We start from the raw sequence: 20,005 nt of genomic DNA, 5'->3' as shown, positions 1-20,005 counted from the left end.
GAATGTCGGAAAGGGCGACTATTCCGCCGCGATGCCGTAGGCGGTTTCGTCCTCGTCCGAAGGCGTGGCCACGGATTCGCCTGCCGGTTCTCCGGGCTGCCCGAGATCCGGATCAGCAACTCCAGGCGCGGTAGCATCCTCATCCGTGTCCGGATCGCCCGCAGGGTCGTCGTCGCGACCATCATCGAGGTGGTCGGCATGCTTCATCAGGTCGGCGACGTCCTTCGGATCCGGCGTGAAGAGGGCCGCCGAATGCACGAACTGGACCTCCTTGAAGTGGTCGACGAGCGCCGCGCGAGTCTCGCGCACCCGCGGCCGGGGATGGACATTCGCCTCCTTCGCTGCCGCCTCGAGCGCCTGGCGCGACAGGCACACGAGAAAGTCTTCCGTGCCCATGTTCGGCAGGAAGCCGTCGGCGCCGATCGCCTCGCCGGCGATGCGCGAGACCACACCGCTATTCGTGATATTTCGTCTGCAGGAGAGAACCTCGATCAGGATGGACCGGGCAGCGACGCGAACGGTCTCCATATCGAACGCCAGCCTGCCGTCCTCGGAGAAGAGGCGGGCGGCGTGGCGTTGCATGCGCTTGGCCCCGAACACGTTGTCGTTGGCACCGGAGTCGACGCGAACGTTTTGGCCGGAGAAGGCGAGCACGAGCAAGGCCATCAGCATGTCGTCCTCAATCGGCGCGCGGCCGAGCGCCTCATGAAGCGCATCGGTGCGGAGATCCCCGATCATGTCCTGGCCCTTCTGCGTGACGTCGGGGCGTGCCTTTGAGACAGCAATTACCTCATCATCAGGCCCGGTCGAGCCGTCGGAAGACGAGCCGGTCTGTCCGTTCGGCTTCCGGGCTTCCGGCATCCGGTAGTGGACCGATTGCACCTTGCCCTCGCGATCGAGATACATGGCGGTGCTGTCGCCCCTGCCGGGCTTGCCGTAAACACGCTCAGCCTTCTTGGGCAGTTCCGGCTGGCCATAATTGTTGACCTCGACAATCGCGCCCTTCTTCGGCAGCTTGATCGTCATCCACTCCTGCTGCGCGCCGAGAAAGGCCTCGACATTGGTGGTGTAGCGGCTGTCCTCGTCGGCCGGGGCGAAGAGATCTTCCACCCACTCGATACCGTAGGCCACCGCCAAGTCGTCGCCAAAGCTGGCGTCCTTCGCGTACATCCGCTTCTTCGAAAGCGCGTTGGCAACCGACCACCACGACGCCGTGTCGCCCTTCTTGGGCTTGTGCGCCTTCCACACTTCCTTCTGCTCATCGACCGCGGCGGCTGCGATCGTGCGCAGCTGCGGTTCCGACGGCATGTCGCCCTTCGCCATATGATCCAGCATAGCCGGCAGGACGTTGGCGAGCAGCCGGAGCTTGCGGATCTGCCGCACCGGCAGGGTCAGGGCGACCGCGATGGCCTCTTCGGTCCAGCCGAGCGCGACGAGACGTTCGATTCCCCGCCATTGGTCGACCGGGTTTAGCGGCTCGCGGGCAATGTTCTCGACCATCGACCGCATGGCGCCGTTGTCGTTGGCGGCCTCGACGACGAGCACATCGATCTCCTCGAGGCCAGCGGCGACAGCCTGGCGTCGACGGCGGTGACCGGCCTCGATGATGAAGCCATTACCGCCGTCGCGCTCGGGGAAGACAACGGGCGGCTGGATGACACCGACGGCCTTGATCGTCGCCAGCAGCAGGGCGTCTGCCTGCGGCGTCGATTTCGACTGGCGGGTGTTGTCGGGATTGTCCTTCAGCGCACGCGGATCGACCTTCATGAGATACATGGGATGCTCCTTTTCCGGGATCTGGGACGCGGCTTCTGCCGGTCCTTCCTGTCTTCATTCTTTCCTGAAGACACCTTCCGGACCGCGGAGCGGGCGGCCGGGGGCAACTGCGGTCGAGCATCGCTGCCGCGAAGGACGAGCGGGGCTGATAGCCCTGCGAAGGACGAGTGGCCGGGATGCGGAGACGGCGGTTGAGCGGAAGCGGCGACCGGTGGGCCGATCTGCGACCGGGTTCCTCCCTTTTCATCTTCCATTCCTCTTTCCTGTTTCTCCGCACACATTTGGGATGCGGGTGATTGCGACGAGGATTGATAATAGTTGATAAAGAGCCTATCTTATCTCCATCACATCAGATGGAGGACCGCATGATCAGTGCCGATCTGGGAAAGCAGCTCGAAAGCTACATTCAGCAACTCGTCGACACAGGACGCTACGGTTCGAAAAGCGAAGTCCTGCGAGAAGGTGTGCGACTGGTCCAGGACCGGGAGACCCGGCTTGCCGCACTGGATGCTTCCATCACGCGCGGCATTGCCGATGCCGATGTTGGCCGAACGAAGCCGGCGAGCGATGTCTTCGATCGACTCGAGGCCAAATACAGTGCGATGGCTGACAAAGCCGAAAAATCGGCATGATCCTCGAGTTTTCCTACGAGGCGGAAAACGATCTCGAGCAGATCGCCGATTACATCGCTCAGGACAATCCCCGACGCGCCCTGTCATTCGTCCGGGAGCTGCGGAGCAAGTGTGAGGATCTCATCGATAGTCCGAACGGCTTTGCCCTCGTCCCCCGCTACGAGCACCATGGTATCCGTCGGCGCGTTCACGGCAATTACCTGATCTTTTACCGCGTCGAGAGCACGAAAGTGGTCATCGTCCATGTCCTGCATGGCGCCACCGACTTTGGCGCCATTCTGTTCGGTGATTAGTTTAGGCCGGTCGATCTAAGGCGATCGGCCGCTCTAGGAACAGAGCTAGGCGGCTTCACTCTGCGTCTCATCATCATCGCGGGCGGATTGCGCCAGCGCCTCATCGACCTCCCGCAGTTGCCGGCGTTTGTCAGCCAGTTCCTCCGCAAAGGCGAACGCAGCACCCTCGCGCGAGTGATAGGAGGCAAGGCGCTTATGCGCGTCCTGTAGCCGTTGCCGATAGCGATCCTGCTCGCCGTCAAAACCATCAAGCGCATGTTCGAGGCGGGACACGGCGCCAAGCGGCGCCACCGTCACGGCCAGATCGATTTCGTAGTCGGCGCCGGTCCGCTGGAGGAGGGTCGTGTAGCGATAACCGTCGCCCTTGCCGAACCGCTCGCCGGAATAAACGAGATCGAAGCTCCCGATCGAGGCGATGACGATCTCGCCCTCCTGCTGGAGCTGAACAAGGGTAAGGATTTCCTTCATCAAGGCGCGACCGGCGGCTTTCCGCTCGTCGAAAGGCTCACCGACGACAGTCATGGCAAAGGCGTCAGCCGCGGTCGGAATGAGGCGCTCGATATCCCTGCCGATTTCCGCGATCCGCCGCTCCGAGATCTCGATATCGCGTTCGGCGTCACGGATCTGTCGGCGCACCGCATATTGATCGTCGTCATGGGCGGCGCGCAGTCGTTCTAGACGTGCAATGTCCGCCTCGAGACCCGCCTTCCGCATCAGCCGCTCGTCGCCGGAGGCGATCGCTTTGGCCATTGCAAACTGGTTGGCGGCCCCTTCGCCGAGATCTTCGAGCCGGCGGATCGAGGTGTCGCCGGAAAGCGCCGCTGCAATGAAGCGGGCCTTGCGTTCGTTGTTCTGCCACATGCTGGCATCGAGCGAACCTTGCGTGGCATAGGCGAATATATCGACTTCATCATGCTGATTGCCCTGGCGCACGATCCGGCCCTCGCGCTGTTCGATCTGTGAGGGCAGCCATGGGACATCGAGATGATGCAGCGCCTTGAGGCGAAGCTGGGCGTTCACGCCCGTTCCCATCGTCTCGGAAGAGCCGATCAGGAAGCGGACCTTGCCGGAGCGCACATCGCCGAACAGCCGCTGCTTGGCCTCGGTCTTCTTATGGTCTTGCATGAAGGCGATTTCCGAAGCGGGAACGCCCAGGCGGACCAGCTCGTCCCTGATCCAGCGGTAGGCCGAAAAACCTCGGCTCTTCTCGACATTGATGGTGCCGAGATCGGAAAAGATCATCTGCGCCGCGCCGGGCAGATCGAATGGTTTGCCGTCCGGGCGGAGATAGATGCTCTGTGAGGTCTCCTGCCAGATGCGGTAGGCATTCTGGACGAGCAGGTTGAGCTTGTTGTCCGGTTCGTTGTCATTGTCCGCATCGACCAGGCGGAGATCGATTGCCGCATGGCGCCCGTCGGTGATGACGGAAAGCAGGATGTCGTCACCGGGCTTTGCCGGTCCCTCGCGCATCTCGATCGCCTTGATGCGGGCGTCGAGGACGGTCTGGTAGTTCCTGAAGGCCTGGGTCGGCTTGGCCGTCAGGATCTGCCGCCGGCCTGTCGAGATATTGGGCACCTTGATGTATTCGCGGAGATCGTCCGGCATCACCACGTCGGCGACGGACCGGAACATCGCAATCAGTTCCGGCACGTTGACGAAACTCGCGAAACGGCTGACCGGCTTGTATTTGCCTGACGGCTGGATCTCCAGTTCCGTCGTGGTGTCGCCGAAGGTCGACGCCCAGGCGTCGAACTCGTGCAGCCCGCGCTCGCGCAGCGCGTCGGCCCCGAGCAGGCGTTGGATCGAGAACATCTCGCCGAGCGTGTTGGTGATCGGCGTGCCGGAGGCCAGCACAAGCGCGCGCCCCGGATTCCTGGTTTCGATGTACCTCGACTTGACGTAGAGATCCCAGGCACGCTGCGACCCGTTCGGATCGATGCCCTTCAACGTCGACATGTTTGTCGCGAAGGAGAGCTTGCGGAATTCCTGCGCCTCGTCGACGACGATCTGGTCGACGCCGATTTCGGAAATGGTCAGCAGATCGTCCTTGCGGGTCGACAGCGCCTCGAGCCGTTCCTTGAGGCCTTCCTTGAGCCGCTCCAGCCTTTTCCTTGAGACTCGATCCTCGCTGTCGACCTTGGTGAGCAAGTCCTCGTAGAGTTCGATCTCATCCTGGATCATCTGCTGTTCGAACGTCGACGGGACCGCGATGAACCGGAACGCTGAATGGGTGATGATGATCGCATCCCAGGTCGCCGTGGCGGCGCGGGAGAGGAAACGGGCGCGCTTGTCCTTCGTGAAATTCGTCTCGTCGGCGACGAGAATGCGGGCATTCGGGTAGAGCGCCAGAAACTCGCGCGCAGCCTGCGCCAGGCAATGCCCGGGCACCACCAGCATCGCCTTGGCAATCAGTCCGAGCCGGCGTTGCTCCATGATGGCGGCAGCCATTGTCATCGTCTTGCCGGCGCCGACGGCATGCGCAAGGTAAGTCGAACCGGACGAAATGATGCGCCAGATGCCGCGTTTCTGGTGCCCATAAAGAACAAAGGCGCCAGAGGCGCCGGGAAGCTTGAGATGGGAGCCGTCGAATGTTCGGGGCGCGATATCGTTGAAGCGGTCGTTGTAGACCCGCGCCAGCCGGTCGGTCCGATCGGGATCCGTCCAGACCCAGTTCTGGAAGGCCGTCTTGATTTTCTGGAGCTTGTCGCGGGCGGCTTCCGTGTCGACGACGTTCAGCACCCGACGCTCGCCGTCGATATCCTTGAAGGCGTCGAAGATCTGCGGCACCCGGCTGTTCAGCGCATCAGCGAGCAACTCGCCGGCGTGCCGGCGGTCGGTTCCCCATTCCGATGTGCCGGCGGCCGTCCAACCGAGCTGCCGGGCCTCCACCGTCCAGGAGCCGAGTTCCGGCATATGGTGGATTCTGATCTCAGCACCCATCGTCTCGTGCACGAAGTCGACGATATCGGCTACCGGGATCCACGGCGCGCCCAGCCGAGCGGTGATATCGGACGGGCTGAGGTCGGCCGGCTGCACCGCCTGAAGCGCACGGACATTGCGCTCGTAGGCGGCATCGAGCGCGGCGGCCGGTTCCGCGACACCGAGCTTCGTGCGCACAGTCCCGGAGAGATAGGCGTCCGAAGTCTGCCAGGAGCCGTCGGCGGGATCGCGAAAGATCGTGTCCCCGAGCGCATCGAGAACCGCGTCCGTGTCGCAATGCAGAAGCTCGGCGACATGATCGAGGTCGACGCGTCCGCGCTCGTTCAACACAATGGCCAAGGCATCGGCGGCGGAGGTGATGATCGGCGGGGAAGGGGGCGCGATGACCCGTTCGGAAAAGATCGGTCCGGGCCTGGCGGTGTCCGTTTCGAGGACATAGTCCTCGATCGAGGCAACCAGCCAGCAATCGGGATCGTCGCGGAAAGGCTGCAGGTTCGGCTGGCGATGGGTTTCACGAACCTCGCCCGTAGTCTCATCCTCGATGATCGAAACCGTGGTGTGGTTGATCGGGCCAAAATCGCGAACGAAGCTCGACCAAGCGATGCGTAGCCGCACCTGCAGCTCGCGCCACGGCCGGTCCAGTTCCTGAGCTTTCAGGACGTCGCGCACGGCATCACGGATCGGGATCAATTTGCGAATGATGCGGACGTGCTTTTCCGAAATTCCCTCGCCGCTGCGGGCCTTGCGCACCTGCACCGCGACCGGCTCGCCGTCGATGACCTGCATGAGACCATGCCTGACATCGACGAAGTAGCTGCCCTCGCGCACCTTCGCATTGTCGGGACGAAGATCGACGATCTCGCCGAGCTCGTCCTCCAGGTCGATGTCGATTGCGGTCGGCTCGCCGTCATAGAGGTCTCCCGGGAGAAGAGCGATCGCTGCCGTCAGCGCCGCCTCGAGCTCCGCGCCGGTGCGAGGCCGGCATGTGTAGGTCTCGCCGAAGGGACCTGAAGTGAGGGCATGATCGCCGAGCACGAACTCCGGATGCTCAGCGAACCATCGGTTCACGCGGATCGCACCCTCGTCCTCGACAGCCGGCCGAACCTCTTCCAGGTCGAGCCACGAAAGGTCGCCTTCCGGTTCGCCTGTCTTTCGCTTGCGGAAGAAGAGGATGTCGACCACGACGTCCGTGCCGGCGTCACGCCGAAAACTGCCTTCGGGGAGGCGGATTGCCGCGATCAGGTCGGCGGACTTGGAAACGTGCTCGCGTGCGGTGCCATCCGCCTTGTCCATCGTGCCGGCGCTGGTGACGAAGGCGGCCAGGGCGCCCGGCTTCAGGAGATCGATCGACCGGGCGATGAAGTAATCGTGCAGCCGAAGGCCGAGCGAACGATAGTGCCGGTCGGAGCGAACCGTCCGATCGGAGAAAGGCGGGTTGCCGATTGCGAGATCATAAATCGCAGTGAGGTCCGAGCGCGCGAAATCGCCGTTGATGATCCTTGCCTTCGGCTGCAGCAATCGTGCGATGCGGGCCGTGACGGGATCGAGCTCGATGCCGGTGACGTAGCTTACGTCGCGATATTGCTTCGGCATCAGCGCCGGAAACAACCCTGTTCCGATCCCCGGCTCGAGCACGCGGCCGCCGCGCCAGCCGAGGCATTGCAGGCCCTTCCAGATTGCCCGGATGACAAATTCGGGGGTGAAGTGGGCATATTGCGTGCAACGGGCGAGCGATGCGTAATCGCCATCGCTGACGGCCGATTCCAGCGAGTTGCCAAGGTCGTCCCAACCTGTACGAAAGTCGGCTTCGCCCGGGCGCCGGAACATGCCATTTGCCAGCTCGCCGGCGCCGAAGCCGGTAAACCGGATCAGCCTCGCCTGCGCGGCCGGCGTCGCCGGCAAGTCCAGCTTCTCCAGTTCATTGGCCGTGAGGATCGCCGCGACATTGATCCGCGCCCGTTCTTTCCAGGTCGCGGCGAGCTCGCGATCCCCGTCGTCGAGGTAGAAATTGGCACGCTGACCCTGCATTCGCGGGTCCGAGCGCCTGGTCACCGGTAGAGCCCGCGCAGGCGTAGGGGCAGGGGTGGGGTCGGGCTCGTCGTCATTGGCGGCAAAGCCGCCGAAGGCGGTAACGCCAAGACCAAGTCCCGACGACAATGCGCTGCTGCCGAACATATCGAGGGTGAAGGGATCGTTGCTCATCGAAAGCTCCTTGTGAGCGCGCGTCATCGATCCGCCGCAAGGGGCAGTCGAGGGAACGCGAAGGGGTGGAAGGGGCCGCCGTCTGCGTCGGCGGCGTGGCTACAGTCGGCCGAGCGCTAGTCGCGCCCGATCAAGAACAGCTGCATGCTGTCGGCCTCGAAAACGATGCGGAGATGCGTGGCGTTTGGGCTTGCCGCCATCATCGCCTCCAGTTGCCGGGCATCGAGGAAATCGACGCCGTCGTCGCCACCGAAAGTCCGGCGCTTGACCTCGAACCAGTCGTCGTTGGTGGTTGGATTGCATTCCTCGGCATAGACGACGAACGGTTTCTCGCCGCCGGCAAGCTTGCCGTTCGACAGAAGATAGACCCATGATCTCCAACCAGCCAAAGACCCGGCTGTTCGTCCTTGCCAGGCCTCAATCCATAATAGGGGTTGCAAAAGCCGCCATTGGCTTGTGCATCGGCCCGGCCGTGCGCGATCACCTCGCGCACGGATGCAAGCGGAAAGGTGAGCACGGCTGCACCTCTCAAGCCGCGATCGGGGAGGGGAGGTGACGCAGTTGTACCGGCAGCTTGGCGGCGATCTCGTCGTGGCTGAGGTCTTCCAGCAGCTTCAGAAACGTGCCGCCTTTTCCGCCGTACAGCATTACCGTCCTCTTGCCGCGCGAGGCCTCGGGCCAGCGCTCGCCGGCATAGCCGCGATAGTCGTCCGCAGTGCTGCTCCAGATATGCTCGAGGCGTTCCTCGCGCGTCATGGCGCGAATCGGGCGGTTCTCACGTTCGATGATCGCAACACGCATCGTCTCGACGGACGCAGGATCGGAAAGGTCGCAATAGCCGTGGAAAAAGCGGATCGCCTCGTCGACCCGGAGCGTGAAGAAGACACTGGTGACCGAGCCGGTGAGGAACTCGCGCATCGCGAACATCGAGCCGCGGATCCAGAGCGGCGGCAGGATTTCGAACATATAGTCGTGCTCGGCCTCGCCGATCTCGAACCACTCGCCGGCGTAGAGCGGCGTGGCATCGCCGTCCCAGCGGTTGGGCCGTTGATGATGACGGTCGAACATGCGGAACATCTGCGCTCGGCTTGCGACGCCCTGGAAGACTTTTCGGATTGTGGGAGAGGGGTTCATCTGCGGCTCCTTTGGAGGTTTCGGACCGAAGCGCGGCACTGTCCTCTCGACCTTGCCTTCCTCTTCAGTCCTTCATGACCCCCTGGCTGCCACCGGCATCGCGGCCGTCTGGGTCAAGGGCCGGCTTAAGCCGGGCGAAGCCTCCCTTGACGCGGGCGGCGCGCATGCGGCATGCCTCCTCCTTCTTTCCTCTCCCTCTTTTCCTTTTCCCTGATCGTCAGGACCTCGTTCCAATCGTCCGCGGGCGGGCTAAGCCGGGTCCAGTCGCAGCCCACATCGTCAGCAAGCGCCCGCAACCGGTCGGCAAACATATCGCCCTGCGGATTGGCGTCCGTCGCCGCAACCATCTGGACACCAGGCTCCGCGGCCAACTCCCGCAACGCTGCCTCCGTGGTCGGCGACCATCCGCCCCCGGTGCTGAGATAGACCGTGCCGTCGCGCAATCCCTCGATCGCCGCAAGACTCATGGCGTCGATCGCAGCTTCCGTGACAGCCAGGCGTGATGCGCGATCCGAGCCGAACCGGAAAAGAACCTTCATTCCTCCGGAGGCAAAGCCCCGGTATTGCGGACCGCGCGCCTCCCAACCGGTCAATACCCCGGCATGGTCTCTATGCGCCGCCCACATGCTTCCTTGCGGACCTTCCCGCAGAAGGTCCGCTTTGATCGCCGTTTTGAGCAAAAAGGCAGGCAGGCAACGCTCAGCATTGAGGTAGCGCCATGTCGCCGAACCGGGCCAGGGACGGCGGCGAGCCTGCCAACGATCGGGAAGCGAGAGGTCGCATCTCTCGCCATCCTTTGCCGGCTGCCACTCCTGCTCCGTGATCTGAAACCCGACGAGATCCGCAACCCGCTCGGCGCCTTCGACAAAGCCGACATGATCGAGATGTTCGACGAGCCGAAACACATCGCCTTTCGCTTCGGATAGAGGATCGAACCATCCACGCCCCTCATGCGTGACGATGATGATCTCGCTACCGCGGCGGAACTTGACCGCCCGCCGCGTGCTCTCCTTCGCGTCTATCGCAAACCCGGCATGCTCAAGCACTGCGGCACAGCTGACCTGCTCGCGCAGCGCTTCTATCTCTCTTCTCTTCATTTTGCTTCCGATCGCCCGGCGATCGGCCTCATGATCCTTGCCTACCCGTCCATTCACGGACATCCTTCGGCAGGCCCGAAGAGCAAAGACCGCAAGGGCGCGAGCGCGCAATTGTCGGATCATGCAAGCTGGAATTGCCCGCGGCGAAGCATCCCTTGCGGCCTGTCGCTCGCAAGGGGCACCAGAAGGGGGCCGGCTCAATGAGCCGGCCAAGGCATGTACTCATGCACGATCGCCAGATCGTCATCGGCGTCGATCTCGTCGGAAGGGAGAACGCCGTATTCGCCGTCGACCTCGAAAAGGGTGACCGGGACCATCAGGTCGCGGGAGAGCTGGAAGGCGTGGGACTGGGCGAGAGAAAGATCGTGCGACATTTGAGAGGCTCCTTCCGGAGCGGGCCATTCCCGCTCGATGGCTCCTCAAAAGGCACGGGGTCCGGGCGCGATCACCGCGACGCGAAGCGGAAGCGGCCGCAGCACAGCTAGCAGACCCCTTGCGGGTTGATCGTGGAAGATCCGGATCCGGGCCAGGACGCCATCAAAAGAGAGCGGGATTGGCTTGCTTGCGTTTGGGGCTCAGATTTTCCGCACGATTTTCGTGCACAGTGGCAACTCCTCGCCTTCGTTCAGCGGCCGATCGCCGGAGCCTTCGAATCAATGGGCGCGTTGCTCGCTGCCCGCTCATCACGTTGACTGACTGCTCAACCTCGACAGGAATGAGACCCATTGGCCCTCACAAGAGCCTCCTCGACCGACTTTGCATCGAGTAATGCAAGTGCACGTTCCAGGCAAACTTCGATCTCGGTGACGGATTTCCCTCCAGCAGGGCGATTTCGGCATGAGTTTTGCCCGGAGACACCCACCGAAGGCACGCTGCTTCAGCTGTGGCGGCTAGGTTGAAATGTCCGCCGTGGCGCAAAGTAAGAATGTCACTTTGCGCTTCTACACGGCACAACGACCAGCCCCGATCTGACCGGCCGGTCGGGGTTGCAAGGGCAGATCGGGGCGGGTGAAGGACACCTATCGGCTTTAGCTTTGAGACGATGAATGCAGCCGATTATTCCGCCGCATCAAGGCGGGAAAGCGCCTGCTGCCGCCGGGCGATGACAGCGGGATCGTTCATGAAATCCGTCCGCTTTCCCGGCTTTCGCCCCCGCGGCTGGTAGCCCATCTTTTCGCTGTTGGTCTTCACTTCCGGCTTCGGCAACTGTTCCTGCCGCTCCTTGATATAAGCCAGCACATCGGAAAGCCGCTTGTTCTCGGTGATCGCCGCATGGGTCACACGCTGGTCCTTGTCGAACACCCGGTAGGACAGGGAATGCCCCTTCCAGCGAATGTCGAGCCGGCCGTCCGCAAAGGCATAGGTCTCGACATAGCGCCCGACCAGTCCGCGCGTCACCTCGTTCTCCTCGAGCATGATGCGCTTGCGCTCAAAGGAAAATGTCAGTTGCGCGCCGACATAGCGCTGCTCACGCTTGCAGAGAATATCCTTGAGCCGGTCTGGCACGAGGTTCAGCGACCGATGCAGATTTTCCGGTCGGGCAGGGGTGCGGACAAACCTAGCATTGTGGCGCTCGATGAAGCCGAGCAGGAAGGCGTTGCCCGCCTCCATGTCGGAGATCCCGGCGAGCCGCAGTTCCTTCACCAGGCGGTCCTGCAGCGTCCGGTTCATCCGCTCGACCCGGCCCTTCGCCTGACTCGAATTTGCGCAAAGAATCTCGATGTTTAGCTCTGAGAGTGCGCGCCCGAACTGCGTCATTCCCTGGCCGCCCTTGGCATCCTTCTGCGCCACCCGGAACACCGAATGCTTGTCGGAATAAAAGGCGACCGGAGCGCCATGCGCCTTCAGATAAAGCGCCAGCGCCTCAAAATAGCTAAACGCACTTTCCGAGCGTACGAAGCGCAACTGCATCAGCTTGCCGGTCGCATCGTCGATGAACACCAGCAGCGAACAGGGCGGCCCACGATCTTCGAACCAGCGATGCTCGGACCCGTCGATCTGCACCAACTCGCCATAGGCCTCGCGCCGTAATCGTGGCTGATGAAACGTGCGGCGCTGCTTGCGCGACAGCCAGAGGCCGGCCTCAGCCATCCATTTGCGCAACGTCTCGCGTGACACCGTCAGCCCATGCTCTTCGGCCAGCTTCTCGGCCGCCAGGGTTGGTCCGAAATCCACATAGCGCTCGCGCACGATCGCCACGGCGTAATCGCGCACGCCGTTGCAGATCCGATTGTTCGATGGCCGACCGCGTGCCTTGTGCCGGATCGCCGCGGCGCCATGCTGCTCGAACACATCCAGCAGCCGGCGCATCTGACGCGTGCTCAGCGCCAGGATGCGGGCCGCCGAAACGATCGTCGTCCGACCGTCGACGACCTTCGACAAAACCTCAATCCGCTGCAGATCGCGCTCGCTCATCGCAATCAGTCCCATCCGCAATCTCCCACGTCATCAAAACGCGGGGAGAGTGACATTCTTACTTTGCAGGATCAGGACACTTTAACTTTGCGGCTACATTCAGCCGCTCAGATAATATGTATTATGGAACTTAGGTCATTGATTTCGCGCTTTTTCTGTTTCTATCTCAGAAGTTTGTTGAAGTCGTTCTCGACCTCAGACCGTTCTAGCCTTCCGGTTCAGCTTCGATCCGAGAGAGTTTCGATGGCGGTGAACCGGTGTTCAAAGGCACACGTGTTCCCGTGCGGATGGTCGCCGTCATGAACGCGCAAGGGGCCACGACCGAGGAGGTCGAGGGATTATCCTTCGCTCACGGCACACATGGTCGAGCTTGGACTGAGCCTCGATTTCGGGAGCTGCCAACCGGCCGAGATCGGTTTACTCGCTTACGGACCTCCACCTCGGACCCAAAAGCGGTCGCGCGGACACGTTTTTTGGACGTTTGAGAAGTGACAGTGGCGCGAGGCTGGATAGCGTGTTCACTCTCTTGAATGACTGATTCGCATCAAAGGATTCCGGAATGATCCATCGTCGCTCGCCCGTAGCCGCCCTGGTTACATTGACCTGGCTGGTCGCTAGCGCAGCGCCCGCAGTGTCGGGAGAAACCGTTTTCGATGAAATGCGATTCGGAGCCACCACCTCGATCGGCGATGGTGAAAATCGGGAAAGTGGCGGGTTTCCATCCGCGACCGTCTTCTTCGATCCATTCGGCGCAGAAAGCGCCACTAGCTTGGTAGAGAAGGTTCTCCGGCCGCGAATCCACGCCGGCGCGTCGATCGCGACGACATCCAGCGGAGTGGACCAAGTGTATGGCGGGTTCAGCTGGAGCGTCGACCTCACACAACGTTTGTTCGTAGAACTAGGCATTGGTGGCACCGTACACGACGGCAACCTTAGTGACGGGGACGACTCGGATGGACCGAAGCTCGGTTGCCGGTTGCTGTTCCGCGAATATGCGGCGGCCGGTTATCGTTTCGACGATCACTGGAATCTTTCGGCGACGATCGAGCACTCCTCCAACGCCAACCTTTGCGACGGCCCCAACGATGGCCTGACCCGTGGGGGGCTAACGCTCGGCTACAGGTTCTAGTATGGCGTCCAATTTCATGACGAGAGTAAAGGTGACGATCAGGTAGAAGTTTCCTACGCGTTCAGCGCGATTTTGAATGTCCCCGGTGAGTTCATCGGATCGTGGACATGGTCAAAAGCAACTGGGTCTGTCGCAGCAAGCTGCGCAACTTCCGCGCTGGCATCGAGGCCGGCATCTCCTGCCTAAAACGCACCTACGGCTTGGCGGGCTGCACCTGGCGCGGCCTTGATCACTTCAAGAGTTATATCTGGTCCCCTGTCGTGGCCTACAACCTCGTCCTCCTCACGCGCCTCAAACCCTGGTGCCGACCCGCATACCAGCTCAGCTGGCCTCCCGCCGACGCAGGTCGTGCGCTTGGTTACCACAGCACCACTGTTCCGCGAAAACCAGCGGCCCTGATCCCGTCCATCCCTCAAGACGACGCCGACGTGAGATAAGTGCTTGCAAACGCTATAGAATATGCGTGTATATGGATTGGACTAGGCTACGGTCCATATCGGTTGCACGCGTTTACGCCGCCAAAATGTCGAACGAAGGCTTGGGTCGGCAATGTACGTGGCGCTCGCTGAGCCTGTTTCCTGCTTCCGACTTCTGCGAGGAGGGTCGCCCCGCTTGGCGATCAGGGCGGATCGTCCTCAGTCCCGGTTCGGTCGCGAGCAGATGAGCTGGAAGCCATCTTCGCCCTCGACTTCCGTCAGCGTCGCGTAGATCGGAGCCGGAAAGCTAGGGTCGTCGAGCTTGACCGAGAGGTAGTCACGGTCCTGCTCGGAGCGCTTCTGCAAGGCGGGCCCTGTTCGACGACGCCTGCGTAAATGCGGAAGTGCGGGCCCTTGTCCGAGGGATTTTCGATGCGGGCGATGCGAGCCTTCACGTTGAGGGTTTCCGGTGAAGGTGACGCTGGTAGCCATTGTCATGTTCCTTCGTTGTTTCGGGTCGCCCTCCGCGGCCCCGATGGCTGTCGCAAAGATCGGGGACGACGGACCGCACCTCACAAGGTCGGAAGATTGTGGAGGCGCGGGCAGGAAGAACTTTGTTGTTTCGCGAGGAATGGCGCATTGTCGTTGGCAGCCTCGCCGACATGCGGAACATCTGCTGGCGGCTTGCGGCGCTTAGAAAAAACTTCGCGGATTGGATTGGAAGTGGGCATCTGCGGCTCCTTCGGTGTTTGCGTCCGACCGAAGGCGAGCGCGACCTCACGACCTCTCGCCATCCTCTTCAGTCCTTCATGACACCTCCGGGCCGCCGCGGTCCCGCATTGGCGGCTCACGCAACTCACGCCGTGCGTCCCCGTAGAGGCGCTTCGTCCGGTACTTGCACCCGAGACCACATGATATCTGCAGTCCCACGTCGCGTGTGATAGCGACTGTTCATCCACAAAACCTCCGTGTTTGATCGATCTTGACCACGCCAATGGTTCAAGCACGGAGGTGTCTCTCTACAGTGTAAAACTCATCCGATCCTCCACCGTAGGTGAGGTTTTGTTGTGATAAAAGAAAAATGCCGGGTGTTTCCACCCGGCAGAGTTAGGCCAGAGGCCTTGGGAGAGGGGGTCGATCGCGGCGACGCAAGCCCGACTTCTCGGAACCGGTCTTCCGTTCGCTTCGACACTCATGAACTCTCGGACTTCTAGCCATTGGACATCCTAGAAGTCTTGACTGCGGCCTTCTCAAGCGCCTCTTTCATCGAGCTTACTCCATGCGAAAAGAGCGCCCCCCAAAGCAAAGCTCGATATCGGCGACACTTTGTGCGACGCGATCGCGGCGAGTGTTACCTTCGGATACCCCGAAGGCGGGCCTTCTCAAGTGGCGAAAACATCGATGTCTTCATTAGCCAACTCTGTTACGTTATAACAGATCGCATAAATTATGGAACTTTCCGAACTCGATCGGGAAGCCGCGCTGTGCAGAGTGACAATGTGAGATATTCCGATCAGTTTGTACCCGCTCGAATCGAATTTAAGTTATTCGCGTCGCTCATGAGCCTAGAGTGCCGGTGTGGAAAGTGCGTGATTTCGTCACTCCGACCGACGAGTTCGCACTTGACTCGTTGGGCTATGCCCTCGACGTAGGTCGAGCCCGTCCGGTTCGCATAAGCGCGCCTCGGCCGCGCGGGTGTGGGAGGCGGACCATGGGCTCCATCGCCGGGAGCCGGCTCTCCAAAGCCCGCTTTATGCCGGCCCCTAACGCTGGGGACCACGTCCACTTATGGAATGCGCTGGAGGCGGCCATGCGGGTACCGTTAAGCAGATCAAGCCGAGACCCATGGGACCGGTACCTGGGAGGCAGTGGGCTATTCGTTGGGTTGGATGACTTCGGTGTCGGAAAAATATCGGACGAAGACTGTGCGCCACGGGCTTTCGACAGGTGCGATACGACCTCGGTTCTGGATCCGCCGGCGTCCCGGGTGTTGGTCATCAAACCCACAGTGCTGGCGATTTGGGTGTAGGCTTGGAGGACTCGCTCCCGGGCGCCCTCTCATGCGTACGATCACGACGCCCGAGGGGTCGTGCCGTCGTCGATAACGACGCTCCCTCCTTGCCCCCGACCAGCCCTGCTACGGGCTACCGGGGCACGAATACTCTGACGAGACGGCCACGACAGTGGTCGGGGAAATACGGCGGCTGGTCGACGACACGTTCGACCGGACCGTGGGCTTCCTCCGGAGCGAAGAGCGATGCTGGAGCGCGGTGCGAGGCTCTTTCGGGAGAAGAGGACAGTCGATGAGGACGACCTGTCAGCCCGAAACGCCGGGACCAAAGCCGAGAGTGCCGGAAACGCTCCGAGGTGCAATGATCGGCTTCCCCTACCCCTTTGAGGCGACGCGACACCCCAAAGCATGGAGGATGGCCAGCCGCCCTCCCCTCCGCAACGGAGGGCTTGCCTAAACTGTCAGTCAGGATCAGAACCTCCCAGCCGAGTCGGCGCAGCCAGTTCTTGCGGCACGCGGCGAAACGCATCGGTACTATCCCTCGCAGGCCCTCACCTTGCCGCGGAAGACGTAGTAGGACCAAGCGGTGTAGGCGAGGATGAAGGGGATGACCACCAGGTGTCACTCGCGGCCATCACACGCGCGGTTGGAAGCACGATTAACAAAAATGTCTTCTCGCCAACGCACTTGCGCGGCCAGAAGAGTTGTCACCCGTGAGGCGCGAATCGCGAGCAGCCGCCGGAGAACGCATGTCTACCAGCGCAAGAAATGCTTTCCTGCAAAATATCCGACCGTGGCGACGATCACCGTGGCCATTGGATACCAAGTCGCTACAAACAGTGGGCTGTCATCGAAGCAATTCGATGCATATAGAGTTGACGCGACACCGACCGATGCCAAAGCCGCGACAATGCCGGCAAAGCCCGGATTTTCGGGCGCACCCTGGCGCATGGCGAGAAACAAAGGAACCGCCGTGAAAAGAGATAGAATGGGGATGATGGTGAGGCAATGCAGCGCGTTCTGCCCAACCAATTTGGTGGCCCATAGGTTGGACGGTGTCACGACCAGTTCGAGAACAACAGCACCCAGCAACAGGGCGGCCGGAGTCAACAGAAACCAGCGCCGATAAACCGGATCCTGGCCCGGCCGGATCACTGGCGCAAGCAACGCTGCCGCTGTGGCGAGCAGTGAAAGTGTAACGAAGAACTTGAAGACAAAGCGTACCGTTTCGATGGCCTGTCCGATGTCATGGCGGAAGCCGATTGCGGAAAAGAAAGCCGCGGCTGCAATCGACGCGCCGCCCGTAATAGCGGCAAGCAAAGTAAGCCGCAGATTGACGGGCCGCCGGGTGTCTTCCGCTATCAGCTTGATCAAGTCTTTTGTCTTCAACCGTCAGGTTCCCCAGTCTCCAATCCATGCCCGCGTCCTTCACTGCGAAGGCACGAGACTTCCTCAATATCGGCTTGCAGAACCCCGATCAACAATCGGTCCGGCGTCCGGCCGATGGGAGATTAGCACCGGCCGTGAATTTACGAAAATTTGGACTGCGGCACCCGAGCCCAGATTCCGACCGCCTTCGAATCGCGTTCGAAACTCTGCCGGAACGAATTGCTTGGACCCGCGTCCTCGCGCCAAGCGAAACCAACCAACGCAGGACCCTACGCCCAAGCAGCCATCCGAGGGTCGTGACCAAACCAAACCGATAGCCGTCGGATACCAAAGCTTGCCGCGTAGCACGTCGCCGCGATGCCGCCGCAAGTCATGCAATTGCGCCGGCAAGACCCGGCCGCTCGGGTGCGCCGTTGCGCATTGCATAGATAAAGCACGCGAGCGGCCCGAGGGACAGTGACGGAGACCAAGTTTCGGGTGGCATCACAATCAACTCAAAAATCGTAGCTCCGATCGCCAATCCAACGGGCAACAGCAAACTTAAGGCCGAGAGCCGTAGAGGCACGCTAGGTCTACCAATTTGAAACAAGACCTTGGCGCCGCTCACGGCCGATGCAATGGTGATCACGAACTTGAACAAGAACCGCCCCGTTTGAACGGCGGTGTCGATTTCCGGACGAAAGCCGATCACCGAAAAGAAGATGATCCCGCGATGATAGCGGCGTGGCAAAAAGCATAGTTCAGGTCGAGCCGAACCGGCATGTCACGTGCGATAAGCGTGATCAAGGTCACCGGTCTTCATGTTGTGCGCTCCGAATAAAGGGCGGCCAACGCCTTCAACGCCCGGTGCAAGGAGACACGAACCGCGACCTCCGTCATTTTGAGGCGTTCGGCGGTTTCCCGCACGCTCGAGCCTTCAATCGAGATCGACTGGAGGATCGTCCGCTGCGGATCTCTGAGACCGCCGAGAATTGTCTCAATGTCCATCCTGTCGGACGGGTCGACGCGATCGTCACTCTCGAGTGTAGCGATGACGTCCTCCAACGGGACGCTTATCTGCCGCCCGCGACGGCGCAGGCTGTCCACGAGCTTATTGCGAACAATGGCCGACAGCCACGGCCCCAATGGGCGCTTCGGATCCCAGGTTCCTCGCTTGAGATGGATTGCCAAAAGCACTTCTTGCACGACGTCTTCAGCCTCGCTCGCCGGCGCGCCAAAGAGTTCACATCGTTTACGGGCCATCACCCTCAGCCGGGGCGTCATGGCCGTCAGCAAGTTATGATAGGCATGTTTATCACCCGCTATCGCTGAACGCATCCAGGATGCCCATTTCTCTTCGCGCGCCAGATTCTTCATCCGACATGTCCCTCTTCGAAGAGCAGGGACGAAATGTTACAAATGACAGGCTGATTTTTCTTCGCTGGCATCAGGGTGGGATGGGACAAAGTTTGCGGATCAGAATCTTCGGTCATGAAACAGGAGGGTCCAACTGCTTTTTGGCATCAGGTTCGAGTAACGCAAACACCGGCCTCACGAGTCCCTCCAGGAGGTCTCTCTCGGGTCGCGTTCGCGCAAGGACCCGGATGCCGAGCAGCATGCCCAAAAGTGCGCGTCCCATGTCCGGAGCGCTTTGGCGGCTACCGATCGTTCCATCCCTTTGACCTGCAAGAACACAGCGCGCGAAGAACGCTTCCACCTGAATAAGGACTTCCGAAATCACGCGCTGAAACTCCGGGTCATGTGGTGCCACCTCAAGGGCCGAGTTGACCAGCATGCAGCCCTTCCGTCTGGTATCCCCCAGCGATCGCTGGATGATCTCTCCGAAGAACGCTTCGATGGCCTCGCGTGGCGGCTTTGTCTCGAAACGCCCCACTCTGTCGACAAAACTTTGCTCGACATAAAAATCGAGTGCCTTGCGATAAACGGCTCGTTTGTCACCGAAAGCGTTGTAGATACTCGCCGTCGTCAATCCCATCGCTTGCGCCAGGTCGCGGATCGATGTGGCCTCGTAACCGTGCTCCCAGAAATGCTCAACAGCGAGAACAAGCACCTCTTTTTCATCGAATTCCCTTGGTCTCGCCATTCGCCTCACCTCGCATAAATTGACCGGCAGCCAATTTATGCCCGCTGACTTTGCGCCCTCCATTTTATAACGTGCGATTTAAAACAACAATCGGCGTCTAGGTCCTTTGATGCGGCCGAACAGAAGCGATTAAATCCAAATGAATCTCGAACAGGAGCTTTCCGAGCGAACCAATAAATCCGAGGCGAGCGCGCCCGCCGACGTCGTAGAACTTCTGAATTGATGATACTTCGATTTATTAGTTCCCCTTCCTGCGAGAGCACTCTCCTGCTCGATTAATGTCGCCCCTGAATTTATCTAATTTGACCGCGAGTACTACACCGGCTACGCAAGCCGGAGCCTTCCGACAGGTCCCCTGACATCACGATCCTTCAGGTTACCGTGCTGCCGCACGGCGATTGCCGGCGCGGACTTCCGCCCCTTCGTCGGTTGTGAGCACGACGGAACGAAGCTAACCGGCAGTTGCTTTTTGTCGAACGCCCCCAATC

Annotated in this window: 15 protein-coding genes and 4 pseudogenes; 5 read left to right on the top strand and 14 right to left on the bottom strand. The window is 61.1% G+C overall.

Annotated elements, in window-relative coordinates; genetic code table 11:
• Positions 1-18: 18 nt before the first annotated feature.
• On the bottom strand, positions 19-1,776 hold the full coding sequence (locus tag FKV68_RS22005; protein ID WP_180941734.1) for a ParB/RepB/Spo0J family partition protein: 1,758 nt from the start codon (positions 1,774-1,776) through the stop codon (positions 19-21).
• A gap of 365 nt (positions 1,777-2,141) precedes the next feature.
• On the opposite strand from FKV68_RS22005, the gene FKV68_RS22000 reads away from it, so the two are divergent.
• Together FKV68_RS22000 and FKV68_RS21995 are read left to right on the top strand one after the other, a co-directional pair.
• A complete protein-coding gene (locus FKV68_RS22000; protein ID WP_180941733.1) occupies positions 2,142-2,408 on the top strand; it encodes a type II toxin-antitoxin system ParD family antitoxin in 267 nt (88 codons plus the stop codon).
• Positions 2,405-2,701: a type II toxin-antitoxin system RelE/ParE family toxin gene (locus tag FKV68_RS21995; protein ID WP_180941732.1), complete on the top strand. Its 297-nt coding sequence runs from the start codon at positions 2,405-2,407 to the stop codon at positions 2,699-2,701. Before FKV68_RS22000 ends, FKV68_RS21995 begins: the two co-directional genes overlap by 4 nt.
• Before the next feature lie 45 nt (positions 2,702-2,746).
• On the opposite strand, the gene FKV68_RS21990 is transcribed toward FKV68_RS21995, so the two are convergent.
• The 6 genes and pseudogenes from FKV68_RS21990 to FKV68_RS21965 all read right to left on the bottom strand — a co-directional run bounded on the left by FKV68_RS21990 (position 2,747) and on the right by FKV68_RS21965 (position 12,504).
• The gene (locus FKV68_RS21990) at positions 2,747-7,843 is read right to left on the bottom strand and encodes a DEAD/DEAH box helicase family protein (protein WP_180941731.1); all 5,097 of its coding nucleotides are present in this window, start codon (positions 7,841-7,843) and stop codon (positions 2,747-2,749) included.
• A 116-nt stretch (positions 7,844-7,959) separates the two neighbouring features.
• Positions 7,960-8,360: pseudogene (locus FKV68_RS21985) on the bottom strand (DUF3085 domain-containing protein).
• An 11-nt stretch (positions 8,361-8,371) separates the two neighbouring features.
• Positions 8,372-8,977: a DUF1419 domain-containing protein gene (locus FKV68_RS21980; protein ID WP_180941730.1), complete on the bottom strand. Its 606-nt coding sequence runs from the start codon at positions 8,975-8,977 to the stop codon at positions 8,372-8,374.
• 125 nt (positions 8,978-9,102) lie between these two features.
• Positions 9,103-10,074: a DUF3991 and toprim domain-containing protein gene (locus FKV68_RS21975; RefSeq protein ID WP_180941729.1), complete on the bottom strand. Its 972-nt coding sequence runs from the start codon at positions 10,072-10,074 to the stop codon at positions 9,103-9,105.
• 197 nt (positions 10,075-10,271) lie between these two features.
• Positions 10,272-10,448, bottom strand: a complete 177-nt coding sequence (locus FKV68_RS21970; protein ID WP_042119556.1) for a hypothetical protein — start codon at positions 10,446-10,448, stop codon at positions 10,272-10,274.
• Between the two features lie 682 nt (positions 10,449-11,130).
• A complete protein-coding gene (locus FKV68_RS21965; RefSeq protein WP_180941728.1) occupies positions 11,131-12,504 on the bottom strand; it encodes an ISNCY family transposase in 1,374 nt (457 codons plus the stop codon).
• A 230-nt stretch (positions 12,505-12,734) separates the two neighbouring features.
• Between FKV68_RS21965 and FKV68_RS33815 the strand changes: the two are divergent.
• The 3 genes and pseudogenes from FKV68_RS33815 to FKV68_RS21950 all read left to right on the top strand — a co-directional run.
• Positions 12,735-12,981, top strand: a pseudogene (locus FKV68_RS33815) (DUF433 domain-containing protein); the annotation flags it as partial.
• 67 nt (positions 12,982-13,048) lie between these two features.
• Positions 13,049-13,618 carry an acyloxyacyl hydrolase gene (locus FKV68_RS21955; RefSeq protein ID WP_180941727.1) on the top strand — a complete coding sequence of 190 codons (570 nt, stop codon included), beginning with the start codon at positions 13,049-13,051 and terminating at the stop codon, positions 13,616-13,618.
• A gap of 95 nt (positions 13,619-13,713) precedes the next feature.
• Positions 13,714-13,917, top strand: a pseudogene (locus tag FKV68_RS21950) (ISNCY family transposase); the annotation flags it as partial.
• A gap of 336 nt (positions 13,918-14,253) precedes the next feature.
• Here the strand turns inward: FKV68_RS21950 and FKV68_RS21945 are convergent.
• The 7 genes and pseudogenes from FKV68_RS21945 to FKV68_RS21920 form a co-directional block, all read right to left on the bottom strand.
• Positions 14,254-14,526: a DUF736 family protein gene (locus tag FKV68_RS21945; RefSeq protein WP_180941726.1), complete on the bottom strand. Its 273-nt coding sequence runs from the start codon at positions 14,524-14,526 to the stop codon at positions 14,254-14,256.
• Positions 14,527-14,606: 80 nt separating this feature from the next.
• Complete coding sequence (locus tag FKV68_RS21940) at positions 14,607-14,765, bottom strand: hypothetical protein (RefSeq protein ID WP_180941725.1); 159 nt, start codon at positions 14,763-14,765, stop codon at positions 14,607-14,609.
• A 1,814-nt stretch (positions 14,766-16,579) separates the two neighbouring features.
• A pseudogene (locus FKV68_RS33810) lies at positions 16,580-16,663 on the bottom strand (hypothetical protein); the annotation flags it as partial.
• A 135-nt stretch (positions 16,664-16,798) separates the two neighbouring features.
• Positions 16,799-17,434, bottom strand: a complete 636-nt coding sequence (locus FKV68_RS21935; protein WP_180941724.1) for an NrsF family protein — start codon at positions 17,432-17,434, stop codon at positions 16,799-16,801.
• A 370-nt stretch (positions 17,435-17,804) separates the two neighbouring features.
• Positions 17,805-18,164 carry an NrsF family protein gene (locus tag FKV68_RS33280; protein WP_245181776.1) on the bottom strand — a complete coding sequence of 120 codons (360 nt, stop codon included), beginning with the start codon at positions 18,162-18,164 and terminating at the stop codon, positions 17,805-17,807.
• A 68-nt stretch (positions 18,165-18,232) separates the two neighbouring features.
• Positions 18,233-18,790 carry a sigma-70 family RNA polymerase sigma factor gene (locus FKV68_RS21925; protein ID WP_180941723.1) on the bottom strand — a complete coding sequence of 186 codons (558 nt, stop codon included), beginning with the start codon at positions 18,788-18,790 and terminating at the stop codon, positions 18,233-18,235.
• A gap of 112 nt (positions 18,791-18,902) precedes the next feature.
• On the bottom strand, positions 18,903-19,517 hold the full coding sequence (locus FKV68_RS21920) for a TetR/AcrR family transcriptional regulator (RefSeq protein WP_180941960.1): 615 nt from the start codon (positions 19,515-19,517) through the stop codon (positions 18,903-18,905).
• Between the last annotated feature and the right edge of the window lie 488 nt (positions 19,518-20,005).

The organism is Sinorhizobium mexicanum, assembly GCF_013488225.1.
In the GTDB taxonomy this organism is placed as follows: Bacteria; Pseudomonadota; Alphaproteobacteria; order Rhizobiales; family Rhizobiaceae; genus Sinorhizobium; species Sinorhizobium mexicanum.
The sequence above is the reverse complement of the archived record's forward strand: the minus strand, read 5'-3'. Positions and strand labels throughout refer to the sequence as shown.

Excerpts from the sequence above, each read along its gene's own strand:
- FKV68_RS22005 (WP_180941734.1), bottom strand. The coding sequence starts at position 1,776 with ATGTATCTCATGAAGGTCGATCCGCGTGCGCTGAAGGACAATCCCGAC.
- FKV68_RS22000 (WP_180941733.1), top strand. The coding sequence starts at position 2,142 with ATGATCAGTGCCGATCTGGGAAAGCAGCTCGAAAGCTACATTCAGCAA.
- FKV68_RS21995 (WP_180941732.1), top strand. The coding sequence starts at position 2,405 with ATGATCCTCGAGTTTTCCTACGAGGCGGAAAACGATCTCGAGCAGATC.
- FKV68_RS21990 (WP_180941731.1), bottom strand. The coding sequence starts at position 7,843 with ATGAGCAACGATCCCTTCACCCTCGATATGTTCGGCAGCAGCGCATTG.
- FKV68_RS21980 (WP_180941730.1), bottom strand. The coding sequence starts at position 8,977 with ATGAACCCCTCTCCCACAATCCGAAAAGTCTTCCAGGGCGTCGCAAGC.
- FKV68_RS21975 (WP_180941729.1), bottom strand. The coding sequence starts at position 10,074 with ATGAAGAGAAGAGAGATAGAAGCGCTGCGCGAGCAGGTCAGCTGTGCC.
- FKV68_RS21970 (WP_042119556.1), bottom strand. The coding sequence starts at position 10,448 with ATGTCGCACGATCTTTCTCTCGCCCAGTCCCACGCCTTCCAGCTCTCC.
- FKV68_RS21965 (WP_180941728.1), bottom strand. The coding sequence starts at position 12,504 with ATGGGACTGATTGCGATGAGCGAGCGCGATCTGCAGCGGATTGAGGTT.
- FKV68_RS21955 (WP_180941727.1), top strand. The coding sequence starts at position 13,049 with ATGATCCATCGTCGCTCGCCCGTAGCCGCCCTGGTTACATTGACCTGG.
- FKV68_RS21945 (WP_180941726.1), bottom strand. The coding sequence starts at position 14,526 with ATGGCTACCAGCGTCACCTTCACCGGAAACCCTCAACGTGAAGGCTCG.
- FKV68_RS21940 (WP_180941725.1), bottom strand. The coding sequence starts at position 14,765 with ATGCCCACTTCCAATCCAATCCGCGAAGTTTTTTCTAAGCGCCGCAAG.
- FKV68_RS21925 (WP_180941723.1), bottom strand. The coding sequence starts at position 18,790 with ATGAAGAATCTGGCGCGCGAAGAGAAATGGGCATCCTGGATGCGTTCA.
- FKV68_RS21920 (WP_180941960.1), bottom strand. The coding sequence starts at position 19,517 with ATGGCGAGACCAAGGGAATTCGATGAAAAAGAGGTGCTTGTTCTCGCT.